The sequence below is a fragment of the Hymenobacter koreensis genome (assembly GCF_039541855.1).
GTDB classification, from domain to species: Bacteria; Bacteroidota; Bacteroidia; order Cytophagales; family Hymenobacteraceae; genus Solirubrum; species Solirubrum koreensis.
The window spans coordinates 710,465-723,569 of the sequence record NZ_BAABHA010000015.1; the positions used below are offsets into that span (position 1 = coordinate 710,465).

At 59.0% G+C, this 13,105-nt stretch carries 6 protein-coding genes; 3 read left to right on the forward strand and 3 right to left on the reverse strand.

Features of this window, described 5'->3' with window-relative positions; genetic code table 11:
- Positions 1-343: 343 nt before the first annotated feature.
- Positions 344-3,355 (reverse strand): M16 family metallopeptidase, encoded by a 3,012-nt coding sequence (locus tag ABD903_RS22095; RefSeq protein ID WP_345227850.1) that lies wholly within the window; start codon positions 3,353-3,355, stop codon positions 344-346.
- A gap of 312 nt (positions 3,356-3,667) precedes the next feature.
- Between ABD903_RS22095 and ABD903_RS22100 the strand changes: the two genes are divergently transcribed.
- Positions 3,668-5,092: a T9SS type A sorting domain-containing protein gene (locus ABD903_RS22100; protein WP_345227851.1), complete on the forward strand. Its 1,425-nt coding sequence runs from the start codon at positions 3,668-3,670 to the stop codon at positions 5,090-5,092.
- Positions 5,093-5,176: 84 nt separating this feature from the next.
- On the opposite strand, the gene ABD903_RS22105 is transcribed toward ABD903_RS22100, so the two are convergent.
- Together ABD903_RS22105 and ABD903_RS22110 are read right to left on the reverse strand one after the other, a co-directional pair.
- A complete protein-coding gene (locus ABD903_RS22105; protein ID WP_345227853.1) occupies positions 5,177-8,227 on the reverse strand; it encodes a M16 family metallopeptidase in 3,051 nt (1,016 codons plus the stop codon).
- A gap of 242 nt (positions 8,228-8,469) precedes the next feature.
- On the reverse strand, positions 8,470-10,050 hold the full coding sequence (locus tag ABD903_RS22110; protein ID WP_345227855.1) for a family 43 glycosylhydrolase: 1,581 nt from the start codon (positions 10,048-10,050) through the stop codon (positions 8,470-8,472).
- Positions 10,051-10,795: 745 nt separating this feature from the next.
- Here ABD903_RS22110 and galK point away from each other — a divergent pair.
- The gene (gene galK / locus ABD903_RS22115; RefSeq protein ID WP_345227857.1) at positions 10,796-11,959 is read left to right on the forward strand and encodes a galactokinase; all 1,164 of its coding nucleotides are present in this window, start codon (positions 10,796-10,798) and stop codon (positions 11,957-11,959) included.
- A 21-nt stretch (positions 11,960-11,980) separates the two neighbouring features.
- On the forward strand, positions 11,981-13,036 hold the full coding sequence (locus ABD903_RS22120) for a UDP-glucose--hexose-1-phosphate uridylyltransferase (protein WP_345227859.1): 1,056 nt from the start codon (positions 11,981-11,983) through the stop codon (positions 13,034-13,036).
- Positions 13,037-13,105: the final 69 nt, after the last annotated feature.

Below are 13,105 nucleotides of genomic sequence, written 5' to 3' on the forward strand. Positions count from 1 at the left end.
AGGAGGGGTTGGGGGTGGTTGACCAATCGTTGCTTCCGCAGAACGTCATGTCGAGCTTGCCGAGACATCTCGCCGAATAGTAATCTGCTCGTTGAACGATGAGTTTAGTATCTGACATCAGCACGCGAGATGTCTCGGCCAGCTCGACATGACGGGCTTTTTTTGTTGTTCAATAGCTCGTCAACCACCCCCAGCCCCTCCTCAGCTGAGGAGGTGAGCTGGCTCTAGCCTAGCCTCTGGGTGCGCCGCAACTTCGGTTAGTTGGTGACGACTGCACCGGAAAACAAAAAGGGCAGCGCCATGGTGGCGCTGCCCTTTTTAGTAGAACGCGTAACGACCCGGTTTAGCCGGCGTTCATGCGGTAGGGCGCTTTGCCTTTCTTCTGGCTGTCGTCCTTGGCTTTCTTTTTCGATTTGTCCTTTTTCGCGTCGAGGGCGGGAGCGGCGGGCGTTTCGGTGGCGGCTACGGCGGGCTTCACGGGGTTGCCTTCCATGTCAATTTCCACCACCTCGTAGCCCAGCTTCTGGAACTCCGGCAGGTACTTTTTGTCGCCCACGGCCACGATGCTCATTTTCTCGGGGGCCATGTACTTCTGGGCCAGGGCCTGCACGTCTTCGCGCTTGAGCTGCTTGAGAATTTCGGCTTGCTGGTCCACGTAATCGGGCTTGAGGTCATATTCTAACAGGCGGGCCAGGAAGGAAGCTTTCTGCTGGCCGGTTTCGTACTTCAGGGCCTCGCTCTGGCCGATGGAGGTTTTCAGGAACTGCAGCTCGTCGTCGGAAATGCCGTTGCGGTAGTTCTCGATTTCCTTCATGAACTCCTTCACCGAAGCCGCCGAAGCATCGGCGCGCACGCCGGCCTGGGCCATAAACGGCGCCGCGTAGCGCGAGCCGCGGAAGTACGACCACGCCCCGTAGGTGTAGCCCTTGTCTTCGCGCAGGTTCAGGTTGATGCGCGAGTTGAAGGCGCCGCCGAGCAGGTAGTTGGCTAGGCCGGCGCGGTAAAACTCACCCGTAGCATCGTAGGGCATGGCCATGTAGCCCACCCGTATTTCCGACTGCGGCGCGCCGTCTTTGTTCACGAAGTACAGCTTGGTTTTGTCGGTTTTGGGCGCGGGCTGGTCGGCCGGAATCTGCACGTCTTTCTTGCTCCACTGCTGCAGGAAGGCCAGCTTGGGCGCAATGGTTTGCTGCTCGGCGTCGCTTACCACCACCAAGTGGCTGATGTTGGGCGCATAGTTCTGCTGGTAAAACTGCTTGATATCGGCCAGGGTGATGTTGGCCACGGTAGCAGGGGTACCGGCCACGGCGGTGCCGGCAATGTTGTTGGGGCCGTACATCAGGCGGTTATAGGCGAGGTCGGCTACCACGTTGGGCTGGTTCACGAAATCGGCTACCATGTCGGCCTGCTGCTTTTTCACGCGGGCAAAATCCTCTTCCGAGAAGCGCGGGTGCAGCAGGCTTTGCTCCACCAGGGCCAGGGTTTTGTCGAGGTTTTTGGTCAGGCTCTGCACGTACACTTTCGTGTCGTTGTCGCCGGCGTAGATGTACACGTTGCTGCCCAGCTCGGTGAGGGCCGCATCCATTTCCTCGCTGCTGTACTTCTCAGTGCTTTCGCCCAGCATTTTGGCCGTCATTTCGGCTAGGCCGGCTTTCTGCGGCGTGCTTTGCTCCAGCCGGTGGCCGCCCCTAATGGTAAGCAACAGGTTGGTGGTGGGCAGCTCGGTGTTGCGGGCGCCCATCACGCGCAGGCCGTTGGGCTGGTCGGCACGCCACAGTTCGGGTACTTTCACCACGGGGTTCGGGCCGGCGCCGGGCTGCTTGGAGCGGTCGAAGCTGTCCTTGGCCTTCACGTATTTGAGGCCTGCGTACTCGTCTTTCGGGGCTTTGAAGCCGGTTTGGTCTACCTTAAAGTTGGCGGTGCCGGCGGCCAGTTCGCCTTTGCCGGTGGGCACCACGCTCAGCACCACGGCTTTTTTGCCCTTGATGTACTGGTTGTACACCCGCATCACGTCGGCCTTGGTAACGGCCCGAATGCGCTGGATGTCCTTGGGCAGCATGTTGGCGTTGCCGGTGAGGTAGTGGTAGGCGGCCAGCTTGGTGGCCTTGCCCTGCACGCTGCTTAGGGAGTTGATTTCGCCGGCTTCGCGGTGGGCTTTGAAGCGGGCAATGTCGTCGTCGGTTACGCCGCGCTGCTCAAACTCGGCCAGCGTTTTGCGCACCAAGGTTTCGGTTTCGTCGAGGTCGGCGCCGGCAAAGTTCATCACCTGCATGGTAAACTCGCCGCCCAGCTCGTAGCAGGGGTTGTAGGCGAAAGCCTGGGCGGCTTTCTGGGTTTTGATGAGGTTTTTGTAGAGCAGCGAGTTGCTGCCCTTGCCCAGAATGTCGGCCAGGGCATCCAGCGGCACTTCGTCGGGGTGGAACTGGGGCACGCCCGGAAACACCAGTTGCAGCATGGGCTGGCTGATGTTGGCGTCTTCGTAGCTGGTGCGGCGGTCTTGAGCCAGCACGGGCGCTACGGCTTTGGCGCGCGGCACCTCGGGCCCGCGGGGAATGGCGCCGTAGTATTTCTCCACCAGCTTTACCACCTCGGCGGGCTTCACGTCGCCGGCTACGGTAAGGGTGGCGTTGTTGGGGCCGTACCAGCGCAGGAAGAAGTTCTTCAGGTCGTTTACGTCGGAGCGGTCCAAATCTTCCAGGTAGCCGATAACGGGCCAGGAGTAGGAGTGGCCATAAGGGTACATGGCCTGCAGCAAAACCTCGTCGGCGCGGCCGTAGGGGTAATTGTCCACGCCCTGGCCGCGCTCGTTTTTCACGGTGGAGCGCTGCACTTCAAACTTAGGCTGCGTGACGGCGTCGAGCAGGAAACCCATGCGGTCGGCTTCCAGCCACAGCGCCGTTTCCAACTGATTATTCGGCAGGGTCTCGAAGTAGTTGGTCCGGTCGCGGTCGGTGGTGCCGTTGAGCTGGCCCCCGGCAGAAGACACGATCTTGAAGTGCTGCTCGTCGCCGACGTTGTCGGAGCCCTGGAACATCATGTGCTCGAAAAAGTGGGCGAAGCCCGACTTGCCGATGGTTTCCCGGGCCGAGCCCACGTGGTAGGTCACGTCCACGTGCGCAATCGGATCCGAGTGGTCTTCCACCACCAGCAGCGTCAGCCCATTCGGCAGCACGTACTTCTCGTAGGGAATCACCAGTTCACCGGGCTTGGCGGTAACTTTTTCTACCAGCCGGGTGCCGGAGGAGGCAGCCGTAGAGGCTGCGGGCTTGGTGGCCGGGCGCTTCTGGCCGTGGGCCGAAGGAGGGGAGACCAGGACCGCGCCCAGGCCGAGCAATAATAAGGATTTGTGCAGCATAGTGTGAAAAGATGATGGATCGGAGAATGGGCCCAAGGTAAAGGTTCTGCGGAATAAGTTTTGGTTGCATTCCGTATTCAGTGCAATACAATTACGGGTTAGGTTCAATAGCTCAAGTACAATAAATCAACACAAAAAAGGGCGGCACCGAAGTCGGTACCGCCCTGGGCATGGTGTGTGGCAAAATCTGGTTTTGGGCGAGGTGGTTTGCAAAAAGCCACCCTACCTTTATTCTGACGATTAGCTTGCGGGTACATTATAAGGCTCGATTCAGCTGGTAAGGCACGTTGCTAAATCCATAATTCCTCCTGTATGAAGAAACTATTACTCACTCTTGGGTTCCTAGGCAGCGCGGCGGGAGCTTGGGCACAAAGCTCCTTGACCGCATGGCAAACGCGTTATCGGGACCTTATCCTTTCGGAAAACCAAGCGCCGGAAGTAAACCAGCAATCCAATCGGCCCGCCGCTACGGTACGCTATGCCAACCGGCTTTCCACATACTCCTGGCAAATCAGCGCCAATCAATGGTCGGACCAAGCTACCATAACCCAGTATACGCGCAGCGCGGAGGGCTATATTCTAAGTGGGCTGACGACCGATTCGGCAACGCAACGCCCGATTACCCGCTTCAACTATACCCTTACTTCAGCCGGGCAAATAGCCACTTATGTGCTTGAGCGATGGAATGGCACCGCTTGGCAAAATGAAACCCAGTACTTCTACTCGTATAATAGCCAAGGCCGGCCCGGTGAACTGACATATCAGGACTGGATCGGCAATGCGTGGGTGAACCGCTCGCGGAATATCAGGACCTATGATGCCCAAGCAAACAATACGCGCTTCGTGCAGCAGCGGTGGGTTGGGGGTGTCTGGCAAACCCAGATTGATGTTAAGTACGCTTACGATACGGCCAACCGTATGGTGGAAGAGGAGCGCACGGGGCAAGATGCCAATGGAAACCCAGTGCTGGTGTATCGGATACTTTTATCCTACGCCGGTACTGGTCCAGAACTTACCAGCGTGCTTTATCAAACTTGGCAAGGAGCGTGGGCTAATGCTGAGCGCAACATCAATTTCGTTTACGATGCCCGGCAGCGCCCCACATACTCAGAAATGCAGCAGTGGAACGGCACTGCATGGGAAGCCTACGAACGGACCACAACGAGCTACGACCCACTTACTGCAAGCAGCCAGAATACCACGGAACAATGGCGGAACGGCACCTGGACGAATCGTTCGCGTACCAGTATGAATTACGATGCCTTTGGTAATTACTTGGGCACCACATCGGAGGATTGGGTAGCAGGTACTTGGGTGTTACGTGCCCTTTCCCGCGACCTGCTCAGCTATAATGCCACCAACGACATTATCCGCCGAGTGACCCAAGTGCCCCGAGGAAATCCCAGCGTCTTCGCCAACCAAACCAAAACCTACTACTCCAACTTTCAAACCTTCGTGACAACGGGCCGCAAAGCCGGTGCCATGCAGGTTGCCGCCACGCTGCATCCCAATCCCAGCGCTACCGGCCGCGCTACGCTCACCGCTACCAACTTAAGCGGCCCGGTTACGGCCATTGTACTCGACGCGCTGGGGCGCGAACTGCAGCGGCAAGTGCTGCGGCCAGCGGCTGGTGCAGCAAAGTGGGAGCTGAATCTGGTGAATCAGCCAGCGGGAATGTACCTAGTACACCTTACCACTGATAAGGGAACCATCGTGAAAAAGCTGGCGAAAGAGTAACTCGAAGCTTTGGCCGGGTCACATAAAAAAACCGGACGTTGCCACAGCGGCAACGTCCGGTTTTTATTTGAACCCAACACCGACTTAGCCGGCGTTCATGCGGAAAGGCGCTTTGCCGTTCTTCTGGCTGTCGTCCTTGTCCTTCTTGTTGCCGTCCTTGTCCTTTTTGGTTTTCACCTTCACCTTTTGGGTTTCAGGAGCGGTAGGAGCAGCTTCCACGGCAGCCTGTACGGCGGCTTGGGCAGCGGCAGCCTGGGTAACGGGGTTGCCGTTCAGGTCCAGTTCCACCACTTCGTAACCGAGTTTCTGCAGCTCGGGCAGGTACTTCTTGTCGCCGGTTACCACGAGGTACATGTTTTCGGCGGGCAAGTATTTCTGCACCGAAGCGGCTACGTCTTGCTTGGTCAAGCCCTGCAGAATGTCGCTCTGCTGCTTCACGTAGTCGGGCTTCAGGTCGTACTCCACCAAGCGGGCCAGGAAGCCTGCTTTCTGCTGGCCGGTTTCGTAACGCAGGGCGTCGCTCTGGCCGATGGAGGCCTTCACAAACTGCAGCTCTTCGTCGGTAATACCGTTTTTGCGGTAGTTCTCAATTTCCGACATGAACTCCTTCACCGAAGCGGCCGTGGCATCGGCGCGTACGCCGGCCTGGGCCGTGAAGGCGCCGGGGTAGTGCGTGCCCTGGAAGCTGGAACGGGCGCCGTAGGTGTAGCCTTTGTCTTCGCGCAGGTTCAGGTTAATGCGCGAGTTGAAGGCGCCGCCCAAAATGTAGTTGGCCAGCGTGGCGCGGTAGTACTCACCGGTGGCGTCGTAGGGCATGCCCAGGTAGCCAATGCGGATTTCCGACTGCGGGGCGTTGTCCTTGTTCACGAAGTACAAACGGGCCTTGTCGGCTTTAGCGGGCTGCGTAGCAACGGGCAGTTTAACGTCCTTCTGCTGCCACTGCTGCATAAAGGCCAGCTTGGGCTCAATGGCTTTCTGGTCGGCGTCGCTCACCACCACCAAGTGGCTGACGTTGGGCGCGTAGTTCTGGGCGTAAAACTGCTTCACGTCGTCGAGCGTGATGCTGCCTACCGTGGCTTCGGTGCCGCTGGTGGGCGTGCTCATGATGTCGTTCGGGCCGTACAGCAGGCGGGCGAAGGTCTTATCGGCCACTACCACCGGCTGCGTGTTCTGGTTGGCAATGCCTTCCAGCGTCTGCTTTTTGAGGCGGTCGAAATCGGCCTGCTCGAACTTGGGGTGCAGCAGGCGCTGATCCAGCAGGGCCAGCGTCTTGTCGAGGTTCTTGGTCAGGCTCTGCACATACACCGTGGTGTTTTCGGCACCTGCATTAACCTGAATCGACGAGCCCAGCTTCTCCAGCTCGGCGGCAAACTGCTCGGCAGTGTACTTCTCGGTGCTCTCGTTCATGAGAGCGGCCGTGAGGGCCGAAATACCGGCCTTGTTGGGCATGTTTTGCTCCAGGCGGTGGCCGCCACGAATGGTGAGCAGCAGGGTGGTGCTTGGTACCTCGGTGTTCTGGGTGCCAATTACCTTCAGCTTGTTCGGCAGCTGCTGGTTCCAGGTGGGCGGTACGGTTACTACCGGGTTGGTACCAGCGGCAGGCTGCTTGGAGCGGTCGAAGGAGTCTTTGGCTTTCGTGTACTTCAGGCCGGCGTACTCGTCTTTCGGGGCCTTAAAGCCGTCTTTCGAAACCGTGTAGTTATCGGCTTTGGCTACGAGGTTGGGCGCGGTTTTGGGCACTACGCTTACCACCACAGCCTTTTTGCCTTTGATGTATTTGTCGTACACCCGCACCACGTCGGCCTTGGTCAGGCCCTGAATGCGCTTCAGCTCCTGAGGCAAACGGTTGGGGTTGCCGGCGAAAGTCTGGTAGGCGGCCAACTGGCTCACCTTGCCGCTCACGCTGCTCAACGAGTTGATCAGGTCAGCTTCCACACTGGCTTTGTAGCGAGCTACGGCCTCGTCAGTAATCGAGCCTTTGGCCACGGCGTCAATGCTCTTGCGCACGCCAATTTCAAGGCTGTCGAGGCCTTTGCCGGGGTACGAAAGCGCCGTAATGGCGAATTCGCCGGCCAGCTCCGAAGTGGGGTGCGAAGCGTTGGCCTGCACGGCCTTCTGCTTCTTCACCAGGCTCTGGTAAAGCGGGGAGTCGCGCGAGCCGCCCAGGATTTCGGCCAGGGCGTCGAGCGGAGTTTCGTCGGGGTGGTACTGAGGAACGGTTGGGAATACCATGCGCAGCATCGGGAAGCGCACGTTATCCTGGTAGCTCACGTAACGGTCCTGGGTGAGTACCGGGGCGGGCAGCTTCATGTTCTGCACGGCCGGACCCCGCTGAATGGAGCCGAAGTACTTCTCTACCATCTTCACCACGTCGGCCGTTTTCACGTCGCCGCCCACGGTTACGGTGGCGTTGTTCGGGCCGTACCAACGCAGGAAGAAGTTCTTCAGGTCGTTTACGTCCGAGCGGTCCAAATCCTCCAGGTAACCAATGGTCATCCAGGAGTAGGGGTGGCCGTAGGGGTACAAGGCTTTCGACGTTACTTCGCCGGCCAAGCCGTAAGGGCGGTTGTCGTAGTTCTGGCCCCGCTCGTTCTTTACAGTGGAGCGCTGCACTTCGAATTTCTTCTGCGTGACGGCGTCGAGCAAGAAGCCCATGCGGTCGGCTTCCAGCCACAAGGCCGTTTCCACCTGGTTGTTGGGCAGGGTTTCGAAGTAGTTGGTCCGGTCGCGGTTGGTGGTGCCGTTCAGCGTACCGCCCGAGGAAGACACAATTTTGAAGTGCTGCTCGTCGCCCACGTTGTCGGAGCCCTGGAACATCATGTGCTCGAAGAAGTGGGCAAAGCCCGACTTGCCGATCGTCTCGCGCGCCGAACCCACGTGATACGTCACGTCCACGTGCGCAATCGGGTCCGAGTGGTCTTCCGTCACGATGAGCGTGAGGCCGTTCGGCAGCACGTACTTCTCGTAGGGAATCACCAGCTCCGAGCCTTTGCGCGTCACTTTCTCGACGAGCTTAGCACCGCCGGTGGCAGTCGATTTAGACGTAGCAGCCTTAGCCTGCGCCAGCGAGGCGGCGGGCGTGCCCACCGAAAGAGCCGCGCCCAGGCCCAGCATCAACAGTTGATTACGGGTCATACAGTAAAAAGAAGTGAGTAGAAAGGCGAAGTAAGCAGAGAAATCCTTGTGGAGACTAAACCGCCGAAGCCGTTAGTTTCGTTCGCACGAAAGACTCCGCCGTATATGCAAGGTTGCGCGGCCCGTTTTTGCGGTTTGGTAAAAAGAGTAAACCGAATAATTGACTCTGAATCAGAGACGTAAAAAACCCCGGCTTCTTCCGCAAACGGAAAAAGCCGGGGCTATTCTCTTCAGCTGATTGTTTACCGCTGGTTGCGCAGGGCAAAATGATTGAATGCCACGCTCGTCGATTCAGCGCCGTAAGCCAGCAGGCCGAGGCGGATACCCCGGTCCCAGGGCGGCAGGTAGGTGCCGTTCACGGCGAAGCTGTCGAGCGGCATGGGCTGCCAGGTGGCGCCGTCGGTGCTATAGGCGAAGCGGTAACGTTGTCCGCCCCAGGCCTCAATGCGCAGCGTAACTGTTTCGCAGGGGTCGAGCCACATTTGCGCCACCACCGTGCGCTTGCCCGATTTCACGTGCCAGAGCTGCACCATACCGTCGCCGGCTACTAAGGCCAAGGCGTTGTACGGGTCGCCGATGGCGCCGATGCCGCCGAAGGTGCCGGGCGCCAGGGACGCGAAGTCGATGGAAGTGGCCGCCTTGTAAGTAGCTGCGTACGTGCGGCGGGCTACTACCGAGCCAATGCGGGCTTCGCTGGCCTGTAGGTGTAGTTGCTCGCCGCGCAGCTCAGTAACGGGCTTGTGACCTACCGGCCAGAGCCAGTTCAAGTCCAGCTCGGCACCGGAGAACTGTTCGTCCACGTTCAGCACCGATACGTCGGCCAACGGCTCGGCCTGCGGGCTGTTGTTCTCGAACTCGGGCCAACCTTCAGCGTTCCAGCGGAACTCGCTCAGCAGGCCTTGGCGACCCACAAACTCGTGGCTGTTCACGTGGTAGGCGTGGTGGAGCAGGAACCAGCGGCCGTCTTTTTCAGCCACAGTGCCGTGACCGGGGCACTTCCAGGTGGCATTGTCGCTCAGGATGGGGTTTTGCGGGCACTTCTCCCACGGGCCCAGCAGGCTGCGCGAGCGGGCCACGCCGCCGGCGTAGGTGCAGTACTTGCCGCAGCACGCGTTGCCGGCGTAAAACATGTAGAAGTAGTCGTTGTGGTGCACAATGGCCGAGCCTTCCACCAAGGTGCCTTCCCAGGGGGCGTCGTTGCGGAACAACTCCACGCGCTTGCCCACCAGCTTCAGCGTTTTTTCGTTGATGCGCTGCGCCCAAATAGGGGTTTCCTTGCCGCGGCTGTTGCCGTCGTTTTTCCACACGAGGTGCAGCACGCCGTGCTCGTCGCGAATGGGGAATCCGTCGATGGAGCCGGCCCGCTCACCCACCAGCGGACCGTGGTCGGTGTAGGGGCCTTCGGGGCTATCGGCCGAGGCCACGGCCACGCTCAGCACGCCGCCTTTCTTGCGGGCAGTGTAATAAATGTAGGTTTTGCCGCCTTCGTGGAAAATTTCCGGCGCCCAGAAGTTCGAGTCGCACCAATCGGGCAGGCGGCCGGGAAACACATGGCTCACCAGCTCCCAATTGATCAGGTCATCGGACTTGAACAGCGGAAACACAGCACCCCACTCCGCAGAAGTTGCGCTGGCCCAGTACGTGTCGCCGATTTTGGCAATGGTGGGGTCGGGAAAGTCGCCGGGCAGTACCAGACGGTCGTAGCGCACCGGAGCAGGCGCTACGGGCGCGGCTACGGCAGAAATAAGCGGAGAAACCTCGGGAGCATCGAAAAACAATGCAGCATCCGAAGCCAAGGCTCCTGATTCCAGATCGAAAGACAAAGCGAAGGGGAAAGTGGTGTGGTGGGAAACGAAGAACTTCTCAGGCAATGGCGTCGGCAACCATTCACACGCAGGCTCCGAACCAACCCGTTAACGACAAATCCCGGGCCGAATTGCCGCGGGAATTGGCCTTAAACGAGGAAAATTCTGGCTTGTGCCAGGGAATTTTCGGCGGAGTAACCACGCAAATGAGAACTGACACGGCGGCAACAGTCGGCTACTGTTGGGTTGGCGGCATCTCTGTTTTTTAAAAATACAGAACCGATTTGGTTGTACGGTTGCTAAGTGGAGTTTTTTTATGCGAACGACTGGATTTACCGGCTGAACGCATCCGCTGAAAGGATAAACGTTTCTAGGTGGGCGAACCTAAAAAAGGCCCTTCAAACGGTTTTGTATAGGTAAGTGCGCATGTTTTGACGAGTTGATTATGCTGCCAGACACTCGCACAGCCTTGGATAGTTCGACAGGGCATCTTGTGTTTTACAAGTATTTGCTTGCGGAATATTTTTCACTGAATAAGCCGGTGTCAGCTTGTATTAATCCAAGAAACTAGTTGGGGCCTTTTAATAAGGGCTTGCAACATTCTGAAGTGGCTAGGAAAGTTGGCGTTTAGCCAGTTTGGGTACCCACCATAACTGGTTACTTCGGCGGTAAGCGCCCGTAAACGCAACGCGCAGACCCGGTTTTGTCGTTGTAGAAAAATGGCCCGCGCTGTTGCGCTGGTTTTTGCCTCAAATTCTGACCTATGACGCTTGCCCAAGCCATTGCCGAAGAATTCCGCCGCCAGTTTGGCCACGAACCTTTGCAGGTGCGTGCCCCCGGCCGCATCAACCTGATTGGGGAACACACCGATTACAACGCCGGCTTCGTGCTGCCCGCCGCCATCGACCGCGAAATGGTGTTTGCCGTGGCCCTGAACAACGAAGGCACGTACCGCCTACGCTCTTACGACCTGAAGGAATCCGTCACGGCCACACCCGAAACCGTTCAACGCTCGGAGAAGGTGCAATGGGCCAACTACCTGCTGGGGGTGGTGGCCCAGTTTCAGAAGCGCGGCATTCAGGTACCGGGTTTCGACTGCGTGTTCGGCGGCAACGTGCCCATCGGCGCGGGCTTGTCGTCGTCGGCGGCGGTGGAGTGCGGTCTGGCGTTTGCCCTCGACCACTTGTTGAAAACCGGCATCGACCGGATGGAGCTGGCCCTTATGGCCCAGAAAGCCGAGCACGAGTTTGCTCTGGTAATGTGCGGTATCATGGACCAGTTTGCCAGCATGTTTGGTCAGGATGGCCACGTGGTGCGCCTCGACTGCCGCTCCCTGGAGTATGAGTATTACCCCTTCGATGCCGAGGGCGTGCGCGTGGTACTCTGCAACTCGGGCGTAAAACACTCCTTGGCCAGCTCCGAGTACAACGTGCGTCGCCAGGAGTGCGAGCAAGGCGTAACCGTGCTTCAGGCCCACTACCCAAACATCCAAACCCTGCGCGACGCCACGCTTGAGCAGGTGCACGCTCACCAGCAGGAACTCGGCCCGGTGGTGTACCGGCGGTGCGTGTACGTGGTAGAGGAAAATGCTCGCGTAGAAGCTGCCTGTCAGGCCTTAGTGGCAGGTAATCTTACCGAAGTAGGCCGGCTGATGTACGCCTCGCACACCGGCCTGCGCGACCAGTACGAGGTTAGCTGCAAGGAGCTGGATGTGCTGGTGGAAGCCTCCCGCGGCGTAGCCGGCGTGTACGGTTCGCGCATGATGGGCGGCGGTTTCGGCGGCTGCACCATTAACCTGGTGCAGGCCGAACATGCCGACGCTTTCGAGCAGCACATGAAGGAAGCTTACCAGCGCCAGTTGAACTTGGAACTGGAGTGTTACCAAACCCGCATTGTGGCCGGCGCCGGCTTAATTAATAATTCTTAATTCATAATTATCAATTGGAATATGTTTGACCCCACCGAACACCCGCACCGCCGCTATAACCCGCTAACCGGCGACTGGATTCTGGTTTCGCCGCACCGTTCCAAGCGGCCGTGGCAGGGCCAGCAGGAGCCGCCCGAAAAAGACGAACGCCCCACCTACGACCCCACCTGCTACCTGTGCCCCGGCAACCAGCGCGTGGGCGGCGTGCAGAACCCCGCTTATAGCAGCACCTTTGTGTTCGATAACGACTTTGGGGCGCTGGTAACCGATGTGCCGCCCGGCAACGTGAACGTGCAGGGCTTGTTGCGGGCCGAAGCAGAATCGGGCGTGTGCCGCGTCATCTGCTTTTCACCCCGCCACGATTTAACACTGCCCGAAATGTCGGTGCCGGAAATTCGGGTAGTGGTGGATTTGTGGGCGCAGCAATACGCGGAGCTAGGCGCCCGCCCCGATATCAACTACGTGCAGATTTTTGAGAACCGCGGGCAGATGATGGGCGCCTCGAACCCGCACCCGCACGGCCAGATTTGGGCCCAACGCACCGTGCCCGCCGAGCCGGCCAAGGAAACCCCGCAGCAGGCCGCCTACTTCCAGGAGCACGGCCGCAGCCTGCTCACCGATTACCTCGCCTTAGAGCTGGAAAAGCAGGAGCGCGTAGTGGCACAAAACGCGCATTGGGTGGCGCTGGTGCCGTACTGGGCCGTGTGGCCCTTCGAAACGCTGGTGGTGCCGCGCCGCCACGTGCAGGACCTTACGCAGCTTTCGAGCGAGGAAAAAGACGGCCTGGCCGATATCCTGCAGCAGCTCACCATTCGCTACGACAACCTGTTCCAGATGTCGTTCCCGTACTCGGCCGGCCTGCACCAGCGCCCCACCGACGGGCAGCTCCACGAGGGCTGGCACCTGCACATGCACTTCTACCCGCCGCTGCTGCGCTCGGCCACGGTGCGCAAGTTCATGGTGGGCTACGAAATGCTGGGCAACCCCCAGCGCGACATCACGCCCGAATCGGCCGCCGAACGGCTGCGAAGCCTGCCGGCAATGCACTACAAACAGGAGGCTGTAAACGGACGGTAGAAACTCAAAAATCAATTCTGTTTACTCTAATTCAATGAAAAAGCCCGGCCGATTGGCCGGGCTTTTTCG